The organism is Pustulibacterium marinum, from assembly GCF_900116665.1.
Lineage (GTDB): Bacteria > Bacteroidota > Bacteroidia > Flavobacteriales > Flavobacteriaceae > Pustulibacterium > Pustulibacterium marinum.
In genome coordinates this window covers 657221-680165 of record NZ_FPBK01000001.1, presented here as the reverse complement: position 1 = coordinate 680165, position 22945 = coordinate 657221, and the positions used below count along the sequence as shown (strand labels likewise).

The 22945-nt window shown below is 36.5% G+C and carries 18 protein-coding genes; 11 read left to right on the top strand and 7 right to left on the bottom strand.

From position 1 onward, the window contains the following. Nucleotides 1-108 precede the first annotated feature (108 nt). Together rpe and BM383_RS02980 are read left to right on the top strand one after the other, a co-directional pair. Entirely contained in the window at nucleotides 109-777 is a 669-nt protein-coding gene (gene rpe / locus BM383_RS02985; protein ID WP_093022814.1) for a ribulose-phosphate 3-epimerase, read from the top strand. 77 nt (nucleotides 778-854) lie between these two features. Next, complete coding sequence (locus BM383_RS02980; protein WP_143106333.1) at nucleotides 855-1196, top strand: hypothetical protein; 342 nt, start codon at nucleotides 855-857, stop codon at nucleotides 1194-1196. 69 nt (nucleotides 1197-1265) lie between these two features. On the opposite strand, the gene hemL is transcribed toward BM383_RS02980, so the two are convergent. The 3 genes from hemL to BM383_RS02965 are packed head-to-tail and all read right to left on the bottom strand — an operon-like array spanning nucleotide 1266 to nucleotide 4262. Continuing rightward, complete coding sequence (hemL, locus tag BM383_RS02975; RefSeq protein ID WP_093022810.1) at nucleotides 1266-2552, bottom strand: glutamate-1-semialdehyde 2,1-aminomutase; 1287 nt, start codon at nucleotides 2550-2552, stop codon at nucleotides 1266-1268. Continuing rightward, nucleotides 2552-3385: a glucosaminidase domain-containing protein gene (locus BM383_RS02970; RefSeq protein ID WP_093022808.1), complete on the bottom strand. Its 834-nt coding sequence runs from the start codon at nucleotides 3383-3385 to the stop codon at nucleotides 2552-2554. The genes hemL and BM383_RS02970 overlap by 1 nt, the downstream gene beginning before the upstream one ends. Then, nucleotides 3375-4262, bottom strand: coding sequence for a 1-aminocyclopropane-1-carboxylate deaminase/D-cysteine desulfhydrase (locus tag BM383_RS02965; RefSeq protein ID WP_245766516.1), 888 nt, complete (start codon nucleotides 4260-4262; stop codon nucleotides 3375-3377). The genes BM383_RS02970 and BM383_RS02965 overlap by 11 nt, the downstream gene beginning before the upstream one ends. A gap of 156 nt (nucleotides 4263-4418) precedes the next feature. On the opposite strand from BM383_RS02965, the gene BM383_RS02960 reads away from it, so the two are divergent. From BM383_RS02960 to BM383_RS02950, 4 genes are all read left to right on the top strand, one after another. Next, the gene (locus tag BM383_RS02960) at nucleotides 4419-8024 is read left to right on the top strand and encodes an Ig-like domain-containing protein (protein ID WP_093022804.1); all 3606 of its coding nucleotides are present in this window, start codon (nucleotides 4419-4421) and stop codon (nucleotides 8022-8024) included. Nucleotides 8025-8270: 246 nt separating this feature from the next. Further along, nucleotides 8271-12698, top strand: a complete 4428-nt coding sequence (locus BM383_RS02955) for a GEVED domain-containing protein (RefSeq protein WP_093022802.1) — start codon at nucleotides 8271-8273, stop codon at nucleotides 12696-12698. A gap of 110 nt (nucleotides 12699-12808) precedes the next feature. Beyond that, nucleotides 12809-12973 carry a C1orf53 family protein gene (locus tag BM383_RS18775; RefSeq protein WP_177229058.1) on the top strand — a complete coding sequence of 55 codons (165 nt, stop codon included), beginning with the start codon at nucleotides 12809-12811 and terminating at the stop codon, nucleotides 12971-12973. Between the two features lie 118 nt (nucleotides 12974-13091). Further along, on the top strand, nucleotides 13092-15068 hold the full coding sequence (locus tag BM383_RS02950) for a urocanate hydratase (protein WP_093022798.1): 1977 nt from the start codon (nucleotides 13092-13094) through the stop codon (nucleotides 15066-15068). A gap of 38 nt (nucleotides 15069-15106) precedes the next feature. On the opposite strand, the gene BM383_RS02945 is transcribed toward BM383_RS02950, so the two are convergent. Next, nucleotides 15107-15349 (bottom strand): hypothetical protein, encoded by a 243-nt coding sequence (locus BM383_RS02945; protein ID WP_093022795.1) that lies wholly within the window; start codon nucleotides 15347-15349, stop codon nucleotides 15107-15109. 164 nt (nucleotides 15350-15513) lie between these two features. Here BM383_RS02945 and BM383_RS02940 point away from each other — a divergent pair, with 164 nt between their 5' ends. After that, a complete protein-coding gene (locus BM383_RS02940) occupies nucleotides 15514-16041 on the top strand; it encodes a DUF4136 domain-containing protein (RefSeq protein ID WP_093022792.1) in 528 nt (175 codons plus the stop codon). A 127-nt stretch (nucleotides 16042-16168) separates the two neighbouring features. Beyond that, the gene (locus BM383_RS02935; protein ID WP_093022789.1) at nucleotides 16169-16477 is read left to right on the top strand and encodes a rhodanese-like domain-containing protein; all 309 of its coding nucleotides are present in this window, start codon (nucleotides 16169-16171) and stop codon (nucleotides 16475-16477) included. Between the two features lie 55 nt (nucleotides 16478-16532). Here the strand turns inward: BM383_RS02935 and BM383_RS02930 are convergent, their stop codons facing one another. From BM383_RS02930 to alaS, 3 genes are all read right to left on the bottom strand, one after another. Continuing rightward, complete coding sequence (locus tag BM383_RS02930) at nucleotides 16533-17231, bottom strand: DUF4412 domain-containing protein (RefSeq protein ID WP_093022786.1); 699 nt, start codon at nucleotides 17229-17231, stop codon at nucleotides 16533-16535. 40 nt (nucleotides 17232-17271) lie between these two features. After that, nucleotides 17272-18219, bottom strand: a complete 948-nt coding sequence (locus BM383_RS02925) for a GSCFA domain-containing protein (protein ID WP_093022783.1) — start codon at nucleotides 18217-18219, stop codon at nucleotides 17272-17274. 64 nt (nucleotides 18220-18283) lie between these two features. Continuing rightward, entirely contained in the window at nucleotides 18284-20896 is a 2613-nt protein-coding gene (gene alaS, locus BM383_RS02920) for an alanine--tRNA ligase (RefSeq protein ID WP_093023436.1), read from the bottom strand. Nucleotides 20897-21021: 125 nt separating this feature from the next. Between alaS and BM383_RS02915 the strand changes: the two genes are divergently transcribed. From BM383_RS02915 to BM383_RS02905, 3 genes are read left to right on the top strand one after another with little or no spacing between them, the layout of a single operon-like run. Further along, nucleotides 21022-21999 (top strand): M23 family metallopeptidase, encoded by a 978-nt coding sequence (locus BM383_RS02915; RefSeq protein WP_093022780.1) that lies wholly within the window; start codon nucleotides 21022-21024, stop codon nucleotides 21997-21999. Beyond that, nucleotides 21999-22328, top strand: a complete 330-nt coding sequence (locus BM383_RS02910) for a MerR family transcriptional regulator (RefSeq protein WP_093022777.1) — start codon at nucleotides 21999-22001, stop codon at nucleotides 22326-22328. Before BM383_RS02915 ends, BM383_RS02910 begins: the two co-directional genes overlap by 1 nt. Nucleotides 22329-22340: 12 nt before the next feature. Continuing rightward, on the top strand, nucleotides 22341-22943 hold the full coding sequence (locus BM383_RS02905; protein WP_093022774.1) for a LemA family protein: 603 nt from the start codon (nucleotides 22341-22343) through the stop codon (nucleotides 22941-22943). Nucleotides 22944-22945 lie beyond the last annotated feature (2 nt).

Here is a 22945-nt window from a genome sequence, read left to right as displayed (position 1 = left end):
CAGTTTATCATAACTGTTCGTTTTTTGATTGATGAATGAACTCCGGCTGATTACCGGAGTTTTTCATTTTTAATATGTACATTTGAGTACTTAGTAAAAGAATTTACGATGAACAATAAATTGATTGCTCCTTCCTTACTCGCAGCAGATTTCGCAAATCTTCAACGCGATATAGAACTTGTTAATAATAGCGAAGCAGATTGGTTTCATATTGATATTATGGACGGAATGTTTGTTCCAAATATTTCTTTTGGTATGCCTGTTTTGGAAGCAATAACAAAACATACTACCAAAGTAAACGATGTTCATTTAATGATAGAGAATCCTGATAGATATATCAAAACGTTTGCTGACTTGGGAGCAGATCATCTTACCGTTCATTACGAAGCATGTACACACTTGCATAGAACTTTACAAGCCATAAAAGCTGAAGGTATGAAAGCTGGTGTGGCGCTCAATCCTCATACCCCAATTTCTTTATTAGAAGATATCATAACGGATATTGACATTGTTCTCATCATGAGCGTTAATCCAGGTTTTGGCGGACAATCATTCATTGAAAACACTTATCGAAAAGTAAGCACTTTAAAAGAAATGATCCTTACCAAAAATGCAAGTACATTAATAGAAATAGACGGTGGAGTATCATCTGTCAATGCAAAAAAACTAGTTGATGCAGGTGCAGATGTCTTAGTAGCCGGAAGCTTTGTTTTTAAAAGTGACAATCCAATAGACACTATTAAAGAGTTAAAGAATCTTACAAACTTTGAATTATAACAAAACACTGAAATAAGCATTTGTATATGTTAGGTTTTTTCCTTAAAATTGAAGTTTATAAAACACTTCACCATACTATGAAAAAAATTTACACACTATTTATCTGTTTCTTCATGTTTGCAGGCATTACAGCATATGCACAAACCAGTGTTGATTATGATGCCATGGCAAAAAGAAAAACAATGGAATTAGTTGGAGCTTTACAATTAACCAAAGACCAGCAATTTGATATGTTTGACGTTATCAAAAAATATGAAGAAAACAAATTAGACTATGTTGATGCTACTGCATCTCCATATCCTAACAGCAAATTTTCTGTTATGAGAGAGAAATATGCTGCAGATATCTTACCAGAAATTAAAGATGTTCTTACAGACGAACAGTATGATACTTTTATGGGGTACGTTCAAATGCAATAACCCACACATACTAAAGAATAAAAAAATCCGGTTTAAAACCGGATTTTTTTTATTTGCTATATTTTTTGTTTACAATGTTGCTACAACTTTCTCAAAAGCAGCGATTGTAAAATCTAAATCTTCATAAGACAAAGCATCATTTAAAAAATAACTTTCAAATGAGCTTGGCGGCAAATAGATTCCTTCTGCCAACATACCATGGAAATACTTCTTAAAAGTATCATTATTTGCTGTTGCTGAAGTTTCAAAATCCACCACTTCATCTTTTGCAAAAAATACCGAAATCATAGAACCAAATCTATTTATGGTATATTCCAAAGAAGTTTTAGACAAGGCTTTCTCAAAACCTTCGTGTAGGTAAGCTGTCTTCTTTTCTAAACTTTCAAAAACTTCAGGAGTATCGTTTAATGCTGTTAACATGGCTAGACCGGCTGCCATTGCTAAAGGATTTCCGCTCAAAGTTCCTGCTTGGTATACTGGACCTTCCGGAGCTAAATAGCTCATAATTTCGGCTCTCGCCGCAAATGCTCCAACCGGCAAACCGCCACCAATTACTTTTCCAAAAGTTACAATATCAGCATCGATTCCTAATTTTTCCTGAGCGCCACCTTTTCCAAGACGAAAACCTGTCATCACTTCATCAAAAATCAACAGTGTGTTGTGCTTATCACACAACGCTCTTAAACCTTCTAGAAAGCCTTCTTTAGGAATTACACACCCCATATTTCCGGCAATTGGTTCAATAATTATAGCTGCTATTTCATCTTTATTGGCTTCAAAAAGTGCTTCAACAGCGTCTAAATTATTATACGGAGCTAGTAAAGTATCCTTCGCTGTTCCCTGTGTTACTCCAGGACTATTTGGTGAACCAAAGGTAACTGCTCCACTTCCTGCCTGAATCAAAAAAGAATCAGAATGCCCGTGATAACAACCCGCAAATTTGATGATCTTATCTCTTCCTGTAAATCCTCTAGCTAGACGGACTGCACTCATACAAGCCTCGGTTCCACTATTTACAAATCGGATTTTATCAATATTAGGAACCATCGCCACTGCCAATTCAGCAATTTTAGTTTCTATTTCGGTAGGCGTTCCAAAAGAAGTTCCTTTTTTAGTTTTTTCAATAACAGCATTGGTTACAGGCTCATATGCATGTCCTAAAATCATTGGTCCCCAAGATGCGATATAATCTATCAAACGGTTTCCATCTTCATCATACAAATAAGCTCCTTTTGCTTCTTTTATAAAAATAGGTGTTCCTCCCACTGCTTTAAAAGCTCTCACCGGAGAGTTTACTCCGCCAGGAATCACTTTACTTGCTTGAGCAAACAACTCACTACTTCTTTTATATAACATTACTTAACTATTTTTAATTTTTGACCAATTGAAATACCACTTCCCTTTAGCTTATTGGCTTTTTGAATAGATTCTACGCTTACACCATATCTCTTAGAAATATTGTACAAAGTATCTCCTTTAACTACGGTGTGATAGGTTTCACCAGCAGTTACTACCTCTTCTGCATTGTCTTTTTCAACTACTATTTCATAATTATCCTTCAACACCAATTTATCGAACTCAAACAATTGATATTTCTCAATTATGGTAATTAATTTGTTTGGATATTTTGGATCTGTAGCATACCCTGCTTTCTTTAAGCCACGAGCCCAACCTTTGTAATCGCTCTGTTTCAGATCAAACAAAAAAGCGTATCTGCTTCTTTCTGTTAAAAACAGTGAATGATCTTCAAATGATTTATTTGGATTGTCATATTTTCTAAAACACTCTCCTCTTCTATCATCATCATGCGTAACACTTGGTCCATGCCAATCTGAATGACATTTAATACCAAAGTGATTGTTTGCTTTAAGTGTTAATTCTCCTTTACCAGAACCACTTTCTAAAATTGCCTGCGCCAAAGTAATACTGGCAGGTATATTGTAACGCTGCATTTCTACCATAGCAATATCTTTATACACATTGATATACTCTTCAACTGTATTCGTTTTAACGGCTACGGTAGAAGTAGCTTCTAACAATTCTACCTGTTCTTTTTTTGTGGGAGCTTTAATAACAATGGTATTCTCTCTTTTGGGAGCTGATTTTTTCTTTTTCGAAACCTTCTTCTTCCCTCCACAAGAAATAATTGCTAAAGAAAGAATGCATATAAATAGATATTTAAACTTCATAATTAATGGTAGTACTACCTTTCTTTTTTAGTTTTTGATTCATTCCCTTAATTCCTTGTAAACCTCCGGTATGAACCAATAAAATTTTTGAATTTTCTGGGAAATATCCTTTTTCCAATAAATCGTAAACTCCGTAAACCATTTTTCCTGTGTAAATAGGATCCAGTGGAATTTGAGTTTCTTCGTAAAACGAATTTAAAAATTGAATCAATTCATAATTTACTTTGGCATATCCTCCAAAATGATAATCATGAATCAGTTTCCAATTAGTTTTGGTTACAAATGTAGTAATATCATTTTGTAAAAATTCACCTTTCAAAGCCGGAAACCCCAAAATTGTTTGGCGTGGTTCACTTGCGTTGATTAACCCGGAAATTGTTCCTCCCGTCCCTACAGGAACGCAAATAAAATCAAAATCTTTTGTTGAATCGCACAATATTTCCTCGCAACCTTTTACCGCCAATTCATTGGTTCCTCCTTCGGGCAATAGATAAAACGCTCCAAATTCTTGTTCTAATTGATTCAAAAATAACTCCGAAGACTTTTCACGATAAGCACTTCTAGAAACAAATTTAAACTGCATACCCAAATCTTTTGCAAAAGCTAAAGTTGGGTTTTCATCAATTTTAGAGACAAGTTCTTCACCTCTAATAACTCCTATGGTTTTGAAACCATACTCCTTACCAGCCGCTGCTGTCGCCGCAATATGATTTGAAAATGCTCCACCAAAAGTAACAATGGTTTTTAAACCCATATCTTTCGCTTTAAGCACATTGTATTTCAGCTTTCGTAATTTATTACCTGATATAAATGGATGGTTTTTATATTCTGGAAGTAGGATTAATCTGTTTTGGATTACACTTTTATAATTTTTCACTTTCAAGAAATATAATTTATCTATAAAAATAACCGTTTAATTGACTAATAACTTTATTTTCCCATGTTTTCAATCTAACAAAATTAAAAATTTAATAATTTTGGCAAGCCAAAAAAAAACATGTAAAATTTAATAAACAGGAATAACCCCAAACGCATGATCAACTTTCCTCTAGGAAGAAAGTATTTCTTCTTTATGCTTCTGTGTTATGTAGTATACGCTCCTCTATTTGGGAATATTGCTCCAACTAAAGTTCTTGACACTCCATCTGGAACCGATGTTACTTTTGATATTATATTATCAGATGCTATTAAAGATTCTACTTTTTTAATTGAAACTGTAAGTTACGTTCCATACGAAACAACGGCCTATTGTACGCCCACTACCACAAATAGCGCTAGCCAACGCTACATAAAAAAAATGGATTTTATAGGTACCTTAAATGACACCTCTAATTCGTCCACATACGCGTCGTCTTCTCCAATAGGATATCAAAATTTTACATCCGCAAGTACTGTTGCTTCACAAGCTCAAAACGAAGGAGTAAATATTTATGCAGAGGCAAACTCAAGAGGAAGATGGAAAGCCTGGGTAGACTGGAATAAAGATGGACAATTTAATGAAAGTACTGAAATTGTTTATAATCCTGGAAGCTATGCTGCTCTTACTACAACTTTTGGATTCGTCATTCCAGAAAATACAACTCCAGGTGATTACAGACTTCGTATTCGCGTATATAACAGTTTCACTACTATAAATGGATCCACGATCGAGTATTTTGGGTATAATTTCAATGCTTGCGAAACTTTTGATACAAATACAGTTTATTATGCTGGACAAAACAGAAATTTTCAGGAATATGGTGAAGCTGAAGATTACACATTTACTGTTTTAGAAAGTTGTGACGCCTACATAACCGATATTATTGACGGCGAGACCTGTGGTAACGGAATAGTAGACTTAGCCGTCTCTGGTTCCGATGACGTAACTGAATTTAGATGGTACAATGCGCTTACTGGCGGAAGTCTTGTTGCAACCACTGTTACAGGAGACTGGACAACACCAAATATTTCTACCACAACTTCATACTACGTAACGGCTTACAATGGTTTCTGCGAATCTTATGAGAGAACTGAAGTTATTGCCCATGTAAATCCTATTCCTACGTTAAACTTCTCTCCTGAAAATCCAACAGTTTGTGGAGATGATGACATTCTTACACTATCTGCAACGGGTGATTTTGAACAGATATATTTAATTGACGAAGACTTTGAGTCTGGCTTAGGAGTATTCGAAAATATTAACAATGATGGCAATACATCTTCCTACGACCAATATTCAAAATGGCAAACTTATACAAGTACAATAGTTCCAGAAGGAAAAGTTTGGTTTCCAGCTATTTCCTCAGGTTTTGGAGATGATCATTTTGCTATGGCAAATTCTGACTTGATAAACAGTCCGGCTCCTAACAATATCAATAACATGCTCACACTTACAAATGCCGTAAATACGAGTGAGTTTGTATCATTGAATTTAGAGTTTGACATGTTTTATTCAAGATATTTGCCTAATGACAATGAAACATTTCAAGAGTATTTTCTTTTTCAAGTATCTACTGATAATGGAAATTCATGGAATACTGTTCTCAACTACAATGAAGACGTAGGAATTGGCAGTAGATTTGAAAACATCTCTATTGATCTCAGTGAATTTGTAGGGTTTGAAAACTTAAAAATCAGATTTAACCATTATTCCTACTCAACTTCTTCTGGTTGGTTACCGGATGGAGTTGCCGTAGATGATGTAAAACTATATGGAGACAAACCTTTGAACACAGCATTCAATTGGATTAGCGATACCACTGTAGATGCCTATACCAATGAAGCTTGTACCATTCCTTATGCAGAAGGAACTCCTGTTGATACTGTATTTATAAAACCTACTTTAGACCAACTACAGTTACCTTCATACACTTTTACCGCAAGCGCTACTTTGACTAATAGTTGCTATGCTAACACAAGTGTAACGGTTACCAATACTACAAGAGTTTGGCAAGGAAATTCGGATGATTGGACAGATATAAATAATTGGTTGCCCGCAGAAATACCTACATCAGAAAATTGTGTAATCATTAAAGATGTTCAAACTGCTAGTATTCCAGAGAATACCCAAGGCCACGCTAAAAACTTCAAAGTAAAGAACAATGGCGAATTTACTATAGAGAGCAATGCTGCATTAACAGTAGAAGAAACAATAATTGTTGAAGAAAATGGCACATTCCATATAGAAGATAATGGAAGTTTAGTTCAAGTCCAAGATGTAGCTAATACAGGCATTATTACTATGGATAGAAATAGTACCATTGGTTTATTTGATTACGTGTATTGGTCAAGTCCGGTAGCTAGTTTTGCTGTAAATGATATTTCTCCAAACACGCCATCAAGTTACATTTATGAATGGCTACCTACAGTAAACAATTCAGTAGGTAATTGGGTAAATAGTTCCGGAAATATGATGTTAGGTAAAGGTTATATTGTAAGAGCTCCTTCAGAATATTCATCAACTGAAACACAAGAGTATACCGCCACTTTTGATGGTACTCCAAATAACGGAACAATAACTACCACCATTTCAAGAGGAAACTATACTGGCGAAAATTACGAAAATAGTTATGGCGCTACAGTAACCAATATGGATGACAACTTTAATCTTGTTGGAAACCCATACCCTTCTGCCATAGATGCAGGAGCATTTCTATCAGCCAATGAAAATATAGAGGGAACTATTCAAATCTGGACGCATGGCGAAGCACCTAGTGAAAGCTATGATGATTCTTTCTATGATGACTTTCAATACAACTATACACAGGAAGACTACATAGTTTTCAACGCTACAGGATCTTCTGCCGGTCCTGATACATTTGATGGTTATATTGGTGCAAGCCAAGGTTTTTTCATTCAAATGACCGATGGAGCAGAGATTACTTCTTCGGTTATTTTTGATAACGGCATGAGAAGTGGAGAGTTTAATAATTCTCAATTTTTCAGATCTATGCAAACAACCGAAACCACAACTCCAGAAAATCTTGAAGGAAGATTTTGGTTAGATCTTATTACACCATCCAATGACATATCAAGGACTTTGGTTGGTTACCTAGAAGGAGCTACAAACGAAAAAGATAGATTGTATGATAGCTATACCATTAATAATCCTTCATTATTTACCTTATTAGGAACAAAAAGAATGGAAATCCAAGCCAGATCTATTCCCTTTGATAATACAGATATGATACCCTTAGGATTCAATGCTACTTCTTCTGGAAATTATACCATCGCCCTAGCAAATGTGGATGGTATTTTTGAAAACTTGGATGATTACACCATTTATATTGAAGATACATATTCAAACCAAGTTCATAATTTAAGTCAATCTCCGTATACATTTAATGTGAGTACAGCAGATATTTATAACGATCGATTTTACATTAAATATGTTGAAACAGCGCTAAATTCTGATAAATTCTTAGATGAGAATACTATCTTAGTGTACCAATCATCAAACAGAAGCATATTGAACATCAGCTCCTCTAAAGAGAATTTAAAAGAAATAACGATTTATACCGTTAATGGTCAAAAGCTTTTAAGTTTGAATAATTTGAATACATCTTCGGTTCAAATTCCTTTAAAACAATTGAACAACGTAATTTTAGTCAACATACAAACGATAGATAATCATTTAGCCACTAAGAAAATTGTTCATTAATTAAAGTATTTTTAAATAATTTCGAAAAGCAATCCAAATGGATTGCTTTTTTATTTCAATACTAAAAAACAACTTTACTGTGTAAAAAAACACGTACTCTTAACGATAAAAAAATGCACTTTATCGAAGTTTTTACGCTTTCAACGATTATAAAGACATAATCAACAGTTTGATACTAAGAGCCATTAGTTTTGTGGTGCTCAAATTTTTACAATTAACAACTATCGCAAAAAATTACCTCTTAGCATGAATTCTAAATTTCCCCACAGAGTCCACAGCTCTTTGATTGCGCTATGCCTACTATTCTCAGCTGTAGTATTTTCACAAAATAATCAAACCGAAACTTTTAACACCCCTGGAAATAGCACTTTTGAAGTCCCATGTGGTGTAACTTCAATTACCATCGAAGCCTGGGGCGCAGGTGGTGCAGGTGGTGGAAGTTCAAATAACAATGCCGGTGGTGGTGCCGGTGGTGGTGGTGGTGCCTATGTAAGACGAACCTTTAACAACCTATCCGGAGGAGAAACTGTATCGTTTACTATTGGTGCTGGTGGAGAAGGACATTATAACGCCGATGGTGACAATGGAGAAAGTACAATTATAAACTTCACCGGTTATACAATGACCGCTGGTGGAGGCTATGGTGGTCAAAGAAACCAAAACGGACAACCAGGACAACCAGGACAACCTTCAGGCGGAAGTCAAAATAACAACGGCCAAAATGGAAGCAATGGAAATAACAGCACTGGTGGAGACGGTGGTAACGCGGGAAACACGAATGCTGGTGGTGGTTATGGTGGAGATGGCCAACAAAGTCAGAATGGTGAAGACGGTGAAAATCCTGGCGGCGGCGGCGGCGGCGGCGAAGGTTATCACAATGATAGTAAAAAAGGTGGCGACGGCGGTAATGGTCAAGTAAAAATAACGTATTCTCAATCTTCAGGTAGTTATTGTATTCCTACTTTTGGAACCACTAGACCCATTACCAATGTAACTTTTGCAGGTATTAACAACAGTTCTTCTAATTCAACTAGCTATGGTGCTTATGATTCGTATTGCGATGAAGCTACCGTTACACAAGGTGGAACTTACAACATATCGGTATCATCCGAAACTAACGGATATTATTCATATTATATCAGTGTATATATTGACTGGAATCAAAACAACAGTTTCGATAGTAATGAAAAATATAATATAGGAAGCAATAACTATAATGGTTCAATTTCTAACACTATCGAAGTTCCTTCTTCTGCTCTTAATGGAATCACGAGAATGAGAGTTATACAAAAATACGGAAGCTACATAAATAACCCTTGTGGATATGAAAGCTATGGTTCCGCAGAAGATTACAACGTCACTGTGAATGCTGGAAGCGGAGGTGGAAACGATGACCTTCCATCCTACTGTACTCCTAATGTGAGTTATGAAAATAAATCTTATTTCTCTCAAGTTAACTTTATAGGAACTTTAAATGATACCGAAAATAGCTCTACGTATTCCTATAATGGATACCAAGATTTCACGAATTTAGATGAAGTAAGTTCTCAAGCTCAGGGAGAAAGTATTAATATTTTTGCAGAAATCACTTATAACGATCAAGATTTATCAGCTGTATACGCATGGGTTGACTGGAATAAAGATGGAGACTTTAACGATTATAATGAGCAAGTGTATTCATCTGGTGGTACTGGTATTGTATCTACAACTTTTGGATTTGTAATTCCTGAAAACACTACCCCAGGCAGCTACGTTTTACGCTTAAGAAACGACAGCAATAGCACTTGTGACAATAGTTATTATGGGGAAGTAGAAGACTATAAATTTACAGTAGTTGAAAATTGCGAAGCTCTAATTACAAGCATCACAGAATCTGAAGGTTGTGGTGAAGGCTCTCAAGATCTAAGCGTTACTGCTAGTTATGGCACCACAGAATACAGATGGTATGGCGCTGCAACAGGCGATAATTTAATTGCTACGACCACAAATACAACATGGACTACTCCCGAACTTACAGAGACCACTACATTTTATGTAACAGCCTACAATGGTAGTTGCGAATCATTAGAAAGAACAGCTGTAAAGGCCACTGTAAAACCTGTCCCTACATTAGGGGTTACACCAGCAAACCCAGTAGTTTGTGGTGAAGATGCCGTTATTGAACTTTCTGCAGGTGGCGAATTGGAGGAAGTATATCTTATCAATGAAGATTTTGAAAACAATAATTTAGGAAGCTTTTACAACCAAAATGTAAGCTCTTCTTCTAATGGATCTAACTGGCAAATAAAAGAGAGTCCATATGTTCCTAATAACACACAAGTATGGTTTCCGGCCATTGCATCTGGTTTCAACGGAAATCACTTTGCTATGACTACTTCAGACTTAGGGAATGGCACTTCTGTAAATAATGCTATTACATTAAGCAACAGCATTAACACCGAAAACTTTCAAAGTCTAACACTTAATTTTGATCTATATTATTCTAACTATGCTGGGGTAAGTGATGATGACCACATTATTGTTGAAGTGTCTACCAATAACGGATACAATTGGTCTACTTTTCATGATTTTACTCAAGATGTTGGAGTTGGTTCAAATTTTGCTAATTTATCATTCGACTTTTCCAATTACATAGGATACACACAATTAAAAGTACGTTTTAGATACCGAGCAGGTTGGAAAGATGGTGCGGCAATAGACAACATTTCTTTACATGGTTACAAACCGCTAACTACCGCTTTCTTGTGGAGTGGAGACAATGTAGATGCCTATTTAGATGAAGCTTGTACAATCCCTTATATAGAAGGTACAGACACTTCTTCAAACGTGTACATCAAACCTACTTTAGAACAGTTAGAAGTAAGCGAATACACATTTACGGTAAGTGCGCAACTATCTAACGGCTGTATTGCTTCTAGAGATGTTACCGTAACCAACAATTCAAAAATTTGGCAAGGAACCTCTTCTAATGCAAGTTGGAACAACCCTAATAACTGGTTACCATTTGGAGTTCCTACATCGGAAAACTGTGTAATTGTAAAAGATGATTTCATTTCTGACATTACAAACAATCAAAATGGTCAAGCTAAAATATTTAAAGTTAAAAACGGTGGAGAATTCACTATTGAAGGTGGTGGCACCCTTACAGTTCAAGAGGAAGTAACAGTGGAAGATGGTGGTATTTTCCATATTGAAGACTCTGGTAGCTTAATCCAAGTACAGGACGTTCAAAACACGGGGTCAATTACTATGGATCGTGACGCTTCAATTAGCAAATACGATTATGTGTATTGGTCTTCACCTGTACAATCTTTCAACGTTCAAGATGTATCACCCGACAGTCCAACATGGTCTATTTATGAATGGATTCCTACCGTAGCTGGTGGATATGGTCAGTGGTCAAACACATCAGAAGATATGATTGCCGGAAAAGGGTATATCATCAGAGCTCCAATGGACTATCCGGTAAACACCGATCAAGATTTTACAGCTACATTCGAGGGGACTCCAAATAACGGAACTATTACAAAAAGCATTCAGCGTGGAAGTTATACTGGTTTAGATTTCCTAAATATCATCAATGGATCTTGGGTGACCAACTATGATGACAACTGGAATCTTATAGGAAATCCATATCCATCATCAATCAGTGTAAACGCTTTCTTATCTCAAAACTTAAATATAGAAGGAGCGGTTAGAATTTGGACGCATGGAAACAACCCAAGTAATAGTAATGCGAATCCTTTCTATGCAGATTATGGCTTTAACTATAGCCAAGACGACTACATTGTATTCAACGCTACCGGACTTATTAGTGGACTATTAGGTTTTGATGGCTATATTGCTGCAGGACAATCTTTCTTTGTAAAAATGGCAGACGGTAGTGCCGCTACAGAAACTGTTACATTTAGCAATGAAATGAGAAGTGAATCATTCAACAATTCATCTTTCTTTAGAACTGCAACAACAGAAACCGAAACACCTACAAACCCTGAAGGAAGATTTTGGTTAGACATCATTTCACCAAATCAAACATCAGTAAAAAGAACCTTAATCGGTTATATTGATGGCGCTACCAATGATAAAGATCGTTTATACGATGCATATGCAGATGAAAACACATCATTGAATTTATATTCAATTATTGATGATGAAAATGTGATGATCCAAGGTAAAGCATTACCTTTTGAAAATACAGATACGGTTTCATTAGGGTATTACACAGGTACTGCAGGTAATTATACCATTGCAATCGCAGATGCTGATGGATTATTTACAGATGGTACGCAAACTGAGATTTATCTTGAAGATACTTATTTGAATGTAACCCACGAGTTAACAAATGCTCCATATACCTTTGCTGCTTCAGTTGGTAGATTTGACGATAGATTCGTTGTAAAATATGTAAATACAGCACTAGGTTTAGAAGATATCGCCGTTAACGCCAATACCATCAAAGCCGTAGAGATCAATGATCAGAAAGTAAGAGTATTATCTACTCAGGAAGTTATGAAAGACATTACAATTTATGACATCAATGGTAAATTGGTTCTTTCTTTACAAGACATACAAACACTAGACAAAACGTTCTATTCAAAAAGAACAAATAGTACCCTGCTAATTACTGTAACCACCACTAGTGGAGCTACAATTACAAAAAAATTAGTACACTAAAATTCGAGAAATATAGCACTCCAAGAAAGCCTTCCAATAATCGGAAGGCTTTTTTTATTTACTTTTCAAAACACACAATTCTTATATCTTTGTAATTCACAGATCATATAATGAACAAACGAATTCCTATAGAAGAAGGCGATTATTACCTAACTCCGGAAGGCTACCGGTGTTTCACAGAACAATACCACCTAAAACGCGGCTATTGCTGCCAAAGTGGATGCAGGCATTGCCCCTACGGATTCGACAAAAAAACAGGAAAAGTATCAAAATAATTTGCTGGGCGTGCCCCTACCCTTTCGGTTCGGGTCGCGCTTTCGCCAGTCGCTTTTGGTTTACCAACCAAAGAGCTCCAACAAAGGCTCAATCGCTCACGCAAAAACACAAAAAACTATGACATTTCAAGAACATATTTTACAAGGAATTCCGGAAATACTTCCAGAGCCAAAAACATACGATAATTCCATCAACCATGCGCCAAAACGCAAAGACATTTTATCTGCCGACGAGAAAAAGTTAGCGCTTAAAAATGCTTTACGTTATTTTTCACCGGAGCAACACGCTACACTAATTCCTGAATTTAAATATGAATTAGAAACCTATGGCCGCATCTATATGTATCGCCTACGTCCCGACTATAAAATGTACGCGCGACCTATAGAAGAATATCCGGGAAAAAGTTCACAGGCCAAAGCCATCATGCTCATGATTCAAAATAATTTGGATTATGCTGTGGCACAACATCCGCATGAATTAATCACCTATGGCGGTAACGGTGCCGTGTTTCAAAACTGGGCACAATACCTGCTAACCATGCAGTATTTGGCCGAAATGACAGACGAACAAACTTTGGTAATGTATTCAGGACACCCAATGGGTTTGTTCCCTTCGCACAAAGATGCGCCGAGAGTTGTAGTCACAAACGGAATGATGATTCCGAATTACTCCCAACCAGATGACTGGGAAAAATTCAACGCATTAGGCGTTACACAATACGGACAAATGACAGCTGGAAGTTATATGTACATTGGGCCCCAAGGAATTGTTCACGGTACTACGATTACGGTATTGAATGGTTTCAGAAAAATTAAAACTGAACCGGCAGGAAATCTTTTTGTTACTTCCGGATTGGGGGGGATGAGTGGTGCGCAACCCAAAGCAGGAACCATCGCAGGTTGTATCACGGTTTGCGCAGAGGTAAATCCTAAAATCACTAAAATTCGTCATGAACAAGGCTGGATTCACGAAGTTATTGAAGATATCGATGCTTTAGTAACCCGTGTTCAAAAAGCCAAAGCTGCCAAAGAAGTGGTGTCACTTGCTTATTTAGGAAACGTAGTAGATGTTTGGGAACGTTTTGATGAAGAAGATCTATACATTGATCTAGGATCCGATCAAACTTCATTGCACAACCCTTGGGCTGGCGGTTATTATCCGGCAGGTTTAAGCTATGAAGAAGCCAACGATATGATGGCTAACAATCCTGAAAACTTTAAAACAAAGGTTCAGGAATCGTTACGCAGACAAGCCAAAGCGATTAACAAGCACACCGAAAAAGGAACTTATTTCTTCGACTATGGAAATGCTTTCTTACTAGAAGCTTCCAGAGCCGGCGCCGATGTGATAGCCGAAAATGGAATCGATTTTAAATATCCTAGCTACGTACAAGACATTATGGGACCTATGTGTTTTGATTACGGATTTGGACCTTTCCGTTGGGTATGTACTTCAGGAAAACCGGAAGATTTAGCCAAAACCGATGCCATTGCGTGTGAAGTATTAGAAGAAATCAAACAAACAGCTCCGGCAGAAATCCAGCAACAAATGCAAGACAATATTCAATGGATCAAAGGAGCGCAAGAAAATAAATTGGTGGTAGGTTCACAAGCACGTATTTTATATGCCGATGCCGAAGGCCGTACCAAAATTGCACAAGCATTCAACAAAGCCATCGCCAATGGCGAAATTGGCTATGTAGTTTTGGGAAGAGATCACCACGATGTATCGGGGACTGATTCTCCATACAGAGAAACTTCTAACATCTATGACGGCTCTCGTTTTACAGCAGATATGTCCATTCAAAATGTAATTGGCGATAGCTTTAGAGGCGCTACCTGGGTATCTATCCACAATGGTGGTGGCGTTGGCTGGGGAGAAGTTATGAATGGTGGATTCGGAATGGTATTAGACGGTTCTGATGATGCCGAACGCCGACTAAAATCTATGCTTTTCTGGGATGTGAACAACGGAATTTCCAGAAGAAGTTGGGCACGTAACGAAGGTGCTATGTTTGCCGCCAAACGCGCCATGGAAGCCGAACCAAATTTAAAAATCACCATCCCCAATTTAGTAGATGAAGATTTATTGTAACATAAAAAAGGCTGAACTCATCGTTCAGCCTTTTTCAATTAATTATCATCCGTTTTAATTTTCATGTCGCCGTCATCATCTTCTTTTATTTTGACTTCTTTATTCTCTGTTTCCATCTTTATTTTCTCTTCATCACCATCTTTCTTCATTTTAATATCGGCTCCCTCTTCTTTCATTTCATCAATCAATTCTTGCTTCTTCTTTTCTTTGCTATCTCTACAAGAAACCAAAGAACCTGTAGATAAACTCAATGCCATTAAGGCTATTACTAACTTTTTCATAACATTTTTGTTTTAAGGTACTCATTCTTCGAAAACTTCAGACCTAGTCTAGCATTTTTTTAACATTCTACATATCAACACCATAAACATTAACAAAGATTTTTACTTAGGCATAATTTTTGTTTTCTATCTTTAAGTAAAATAACCCTCAAAAAATTTGAAAGATGAAATGGATAAAATCAATTATGATACTTGCATTGGTAGCGGTTACAGCTTCATGCTCTAGTGTTAAAGTAGTTTCAGATTATGATCAACAAGCTAATTTCACCAGTTATAAATCGTTCGCATTTTACAAACCGGGAATCGACAAAGCTGAAATTTCTGACCTAGATAAAAAGAGAATTTTAAGAGCTATTGATGCTTCTATGACCCAAAAAGGTTTTCAAAAATCTGAACAACCAGATTTGTTGGTAAATATCTTTACCAAAGAACAAAAACAGGTAGACGTGTATAACAACTACGGTTATGGTTGGGGTTGGAGCCCTTGGTATTGGGGAGGAGCTTATAACAATGTACGTACTTCTACACAGGGAAGTTTATATATTGATTTGATTGATGCTAAAACCAACGAACTTGTTTGGCAAGGTAAAGGTTCTGGCTACCTGGAAGTTGATGATATTGCTAAAAAACAGGAACGTATCAATGAATTTGTATCAGAAATTCTATCGCAATATCCTCCGCAGAAACAATAATGAAGTAATAAAATGATATTAGAAAAGCTGTCTTTTTAAGGCAGCTTTTTTTATGACTAGAACCTGTGTAACAATTATTACGCTACGTTTATCCAAGATGTATTTCCTTTGTTAAAAAATAAAACATATGGGATTTTTAAATAATTTATTCGGAAATAAAATGGAAAAAATAAATGACTTTATAGAAAGAGATGCTGTGATTCTGGATGTAAGAACTCCCGGAGAATATAGTAGTGGCGCCATACCAGGTTCTAAAAATATTCCATTACAAACCTTAGGGAGTAAATTAGATACTGTTAAAAAATGGAATAAACCTGTGATCACTTGTTGTGCCAGTGGTATGCGTAGTGCAAGTGCAGCGGCTATGCTAAAAAGTAGTGGTATAGAAGCACTCAACGGTGGTGGATATATGAGTTTATACAAGAAACTTCAATAAAAAAATAGCGGTCAATGACCGCTATTTTTTTATCATATTTAAAGTAAATCAAAACCTACATTCCAGCTCCTCCCATACTTGTCAATTGCTCATAAGTAACTTCTGTATACCCCTCAGGAATCGAAGACATAAAATCAGAAGCTTTTACTGTATTTTCTTCTATACCTTCCACAGTTACTGTAATAGTAGCTCCATGTGCTTTGGTCACATACTCTAGAGGCAAACCATCTACACCGCTAATGGCTACTTGATTAGCTCCATCTATATCTAAATTGTTCAACTTTTCTGTATAATACACATCGCTTACAGAACCATCTTTTCCGGTAACAATAGCATGCTTACACAAATACCCTAAAATAGTTTTTGTTTTGTTTGTTTTTTCAACGCTTTGAGGAGTTTCAACCTTGTTTTGAGACTTCATGGTATCATAATCAGCCGGATTAATCTTAGCTGCCATTTTTTGTCCCATTACATCCATTAATAAAATACCGTTTTTACTTTCAGTATCTAAAGATGTTTTCATGTTCATTTGCATTCCCATCAAATTCATATTCATGTCTATGGCGGCTTTTTTATTCAAAACTTTTAGAACAAGCTCCATGTTAATAGTCATTTCTTCATTTGTCTGCGGATTCATAGCATCGGTAGACATTTGATAGGTAACGGTTGCATTTTTTAGTGTTTTTTGTGCAAATGCAGAAGTAATTCCTAATACTAAAATTGCGGTTAGAACCGCGTTTTTCAAGTTTCTCATAAGTTAGTTTTTGATAAATATACAATTATCATTCATTTAATTAGAATTTTAAAAATGAATAACGTTCTTTTAGTTTGGTTATTTTCATGTTCAATTTCTCCAAAAATTGTTGATGTGCTTCGGATTGCGCATTGAACGAGCGGTGCGATAAGCCTTTTTGAATTTGATCTATTTCTTTAGAAAACTGAATGGCTTCTTCTGAAAACCATACATCCAAAAATTTCTTCCAGATATAAGTTACTGCCAAAGCATTAGGATGAATCATGTCTTCTTTATAAAAACGGTAATCACGTAATTCATCCATCATCAATTCATAGGAAGGAAAATAATACAACTGTTCTCTTGGAGTTACAACTTGTTGTACAGCCGCTAGTAAATGAGCTTTGCTTTGCATGTTCTCTACAAAACCATCTTTCAAGTGACGCACGGGAGAAACCGTGGTTATCATTTTTAATTGAGGATTGATACTCTTTAAAAGGACCGATATGTTTTCCAACGAAGCAACAACTTCTTCTACAGACAGGATTTCTTTTAAAAACTTCTTTTGTGGAATTTTATGGCAATTGGCTACTAGATCATCTTTTTCTATCAAACGATATACCCAAGCAGTTCCAAGTGTCAACACAAAATAAGTTGCATTGTGAACAGACGCATGAAGGTTAGTCAATTGTTTATTTAAATTTTCTAAAAAGATGTCTTTATCAGCATGACTCAGTTCTGAATGAACATCAAAACAATGCCATTGCTCGTTAGCGAAAAAAATATCAGCATCTGTAAAAGCTTCTTTATTAATGGCTCTAGTTAGTAACTTTTCTATGGCTATTGGATGAAAAAGCACACCAAACGGATTCACAACATGCTGAAACTTATAATAAGCTAATTTCTCTGCCATGTTAGAAGCAAAACAAGATCCCATCAATAGCAATCTATCCTCATACCCTATAGGCTGTGGTTGTTTTTGAAAAGGGATTTGCGTTTGCAACTTCATATATTGAAAATAAAAGCCTGAAATGGTAATGCTACAATTTCAGGCTATTTTTTAAGTTCTTAATTTAAGACAAATAGGATTTCACAGCTTCCAAAGCAGCAGGAATTCCATCTGGATTTTTACCTCCTGCGGTAGCAAAGAACGGTTGGCCACCGCCGCCTCCTTGAATGTGTTTTCCTAATTCTCTAACAATAGTACCTGCATTCAGGTCTTTATTTTTAGCTAAATCTTTATCTATATAACAAGTTAAAACAGCTTTTCCTCCTTGATCGGTTGCGAACAAAGCAAACAAGTTTGACACTTCACTTCCTAAAGCAAAGGCTAAATCTTTAATTCCTCCAGCATCTAAATCTACTTTTGTAGCCAAGAAATTCACGCCATTCACTTCGGTTATTTGCTCTTTTAACTCATTTTTCAATCCTTTCGCCTTGTCTTTCAACAATTGCTCCAATTGCTTTTTCAAAGCAGTATTTTCATCTTGCAATTGTTCAATAGCTTTCACAGGATCTTTGGCATTCTTCAATACCGATTTTACTTGTTGAAATCCTTCGGTCTGTGTTTCAAAATAAGCTTTTGCTGCATCGGAAGTAATCGCTTCTATTCTTCGAATTCCGGCAGCCACAGCACTTTCACCTGTAATGATAAAATGCCAAATCTCTCCGGTATTCTTTACATGTGTTCCTCCACACAATTCGGCACTTTCACCAAAACGAATCACACGAACCTCATCGGCATATTTTTCACCGAACAAAGCCATAGCGCCTTCTTCAACTGCTTTATCAAAAGGCACTTTTCTATTTTCTTCTAACGTAAGTTGCTCTGCAATTCTATTGTTTACAAAAATTTCTACTGCTTTCAATTCTTCTGCAGTCATTTTACTAAAATGAGAAAAATCGAAACGTAAATAACTACTACGAACCATAGATCCTTTTTGCTCTACATGTGTTCCTAAAACACTGCGCAGTGCTTGGTGCAACAAGTGAGTAGCAGTATGATTACTACATGTTTGTGCTCTTTCAGCTGCATCTACAATGGCTGTAAAAGTAGCTTCAGGATTTGCAGGAAGCTTCTTGGTAAAGTGAATAATCTGGTTGTTTTCTTTCTTGGTGTCTGTGATTTTAATCGTGCTTCCATCATCCGATTTCAAAACACCTGTATCACCTACTTGACCACCGCTTTCTGCATAGAAAGGAGTTACATCTAACACCAACTGATACATTTCACCATCCTTCTTACTCTCTACTTTACGGTATTTGGTAATGTGAACCGCAGCGGTTAACGTATCATACCCCACAAAGGTTTCATCTTTGGTATCAATCAACACGGTCCAGTCACCAGTAGCCACTTTGGTAGCTGCTCTCGAACGTTCTTTCTGTTCTTGCAAAGCTGCTTCAAAAGCCGCCTCGTCCAACGTATAACCACGTTCTCTTAAAATCAAAGCGGTTAAGTCGATTGGAAATCCAAAGGTGTCATACAATTCAAAAGCTTTTGCTCCAGAAACTTGCTTGCCTTCGGTTTCTGAAATCACATTTTCTAACAATTGTAATCCTTGCTCCAAAGTTCTTAAGAACGATTGTTCTTCTTCTTTTACAACATTGACAATTAGATTTTGTTGTGATTTTAACTCAGGGAAAGCCACTGACATTTGATCACTTAGGGTTTGAACCAATTCATAAATAAAAGGCTCGGTCATATTTAGGAAAGAGAATCCATAACGGATGGCTCTTCTTAAAATTCTTCTGATGACATATCCTGCTCCGGTATTGCTTGGCAACTGTCCGTCTGCAATAGCAAAAGCCACTGCGCGAATGTGATCTGCAATCACACGCATTGCAATGTTTTTTTCTTCGTCCTTGCCATACGCGTTTTTGGTCACCGCTTCTATCTTTGCTAATAACGGTGTAAACACATCGGTATCATAGTTACTTTGCTTGCCTTGCAACACCATACACAAACGTTCAAAGCCCATTCCGGTATCCACGTGTTTGGCTGGTAAAGACTCTAAACTTCCGTTCGCTTTACGGTTGAACTGCATGAATACCAAATTCCAGATTTCCACCACTTGAGGATGGTCATGATTCACCAAATCTTTCCCGGAAATTTTTGCTTTTTCTTCTGCAGAACGAATGTCGATATGAATTTCAGAACAAGGTCCACATGGTCCTTGATCTCCCATTTCCCAGAAATTATCTTTTTTGTTCCCTAACAAAATACGATCTTCCGGAATGTGTTTTTTCCAGATATTATAAGCTTCCATATCTTTTTCAAGGCCTTCACTTTCGTCCCCTTCAAAAATGGTTACATATAAAATATCTTTATCTACTTTAAAAACTTCTGTTAACAACTCCCATGCCCAGGCAATGGCTTCTTCTTTAAAATAATCGCCAAAACTCCAGTTCCCCAACATCTCAAACATGGTGTGGTGATAGGTATCCATCCCCACTTCTTCGAGATCGTTGTGCTTACCGGAAACGCGCAAACACTTTTGCGTATCGGTCACACGGGTACTTTTAGGATCTGAATTTCCTAAAAAGAACTCTTTAAACTGATTCATTCCCGCATTGGTAAACATCAGTGTAGGGTCGTTCTTAATTACCATAGGAGCCGAGGGTACAATGGTATGTTGTTTGCTTTTGAAAAACTCTAAAAATTGAGCTCTGATTTCTTGAGAAGTCATATAATTTTGATTCTTAACCGATTTAAAAAATTGCGTTCCAGCGTACATTGTTTATATTTGTGAATTACACATATACGAATTCATAACGATGAAACGTTTGAATGCAAAAATAGCAATTTTCACTTATGAGTAAGGTAAAATATTATTACGATCCTGAAACACTATCCTACAAGAAAATAGAAGCCAAGCGTGGTAAGAAAATCAGAAATGTTTTTTTACTTTTTACAGCGGCTTTTATAGCTGGTGGATTGGGAGCCATTGTTCTGCTAAACCTTAATGTTGTAAATACTCCAAAAGAACTTTCACTGGAAAGAGAGAACAAACAATACGAACTTCAGTTTGAGATATTAGACAAAAAAATGTCTCAAATGGAAGAGGTGTTGGCATACATTGAAGATAAAGACAACAACATCTACCGTTCTTATTTTGAGGCGAACCCTATCCCGGAAGAGCAAAGAAAAGCTGGGTTTGGTGGTGTAAACCGTTACAAAAATCTAGAAGGTTATAACAATTCTGAAAAAATCACAGAAACTACCAAGCGCTTAGAAGTATTACAAAAACGGTTGGTAGTACAATCAAAATCTTTGGACGAAATCATCAAACTAGCGGAAGACAAAGAAGATTTTTTAGCTAAAATACCAGCAATTCAGCCGGTACGTAATGAAGATTTAAAAAGAATGGCTTCGGGATATGGATGGAGATCTGACCCATTTACCAAAGCTAGAAAATTCCACTATGGAATGGATTTTTCCGCCCCAACAGGAACGCCTATTTATGCTACGGGTGACGGAGTTGTGATAAGAGCAGACCACCGTGCAACAGGGTATGGAGAGCACATTCGTATAGATCATGGATATGGTTACACCAGCCTTTATGCACACTTAAGCCGCTATAATGTTCGAAAAGGTCAAAAGGTAAAGCGTGGTGATCTTATTGGGTATGTAGGTAGTAGCGGACGCTCTCAAGGTCCTCACTGCCATTACGAAGTTTGGAAAGACGGAGACCGTATCAACCCAATGAACTTCTACTATGGTAGTTTAACGCAGGCCGAATTTGATGCAATGCTTCATGCTTCTTCATTAGAAAACCAATCGCTTGACTAATGCACGTTAATCTTCCTGATAAATTATATTATAGTATTGGTGAAGTTGCCGAAGCTTTTCAGGTAAACACTTCGCTAATTCGCTTTTGGGAAAAAGAGTTTGATGCCATCAAACCAAAAAAGAACGCAAAAGGAAATCGTAAATTTACCAAAGAAGATATCAAGAATCTCCAACTGATTTATCATTTGGTAAAAGAGCGCGGATTTACCTTGGAAGGCGCCAAAACACATCTAAAAGAAGAAAAGAAAAAGACACTTGATAATTTTGAGATCATTCGGAAACTTGAAAATATCAAAGCAGAATTGATAAAGATTAAAGATCAACTATAAACTAAAAAAGAAATGAAAAAAGGAACTATTGGACTCATCATTATTGGAATTTTGGTACTTATCATCGGAATTTTTGTTTTCCGAGGATTTGTGTCAATCCCAAATACAGCCTTGGAAAGAGATCAAACTGTTGAACAAGCTTGGGGAAATGTAGAAACATCATACCAGCGTAGAAACGACCTTATTGGCAACTTGGTTAAGACGGTTCAAGGGGCTGCTGATTTTGAGAGAAACACTTTGAAAGAAGTGATCGAAGCTCGTTCCAAAGCAACTTCGGTAAATGTAGATGCTTCCAACTTAAATGCTGCACAAATAGAACAATTTCAGAAAGCACAATCGGGTGTATCTTCAGCTTTATCAAGGTTATTGGTATCGGTAGAGCGTTATCCGGAGTTGAAAGCAAATCAGAACTTCTTAAAGCTTCAAGATGAATTAACGAGTACCGAAAACACCATTCAAACAGCCAGAACGCGTTACAACACAGCGGTAAAAGAATACAACGTATACATTCAAAAAATACCGAACAGCTGGTTCTTGTCGGGTTATGAGAAAAAACCATTCTTCAAATCAGATGAAGGTGCAGAGAAAGCTCCAGATGTAGATTTTAACTTCTAAAA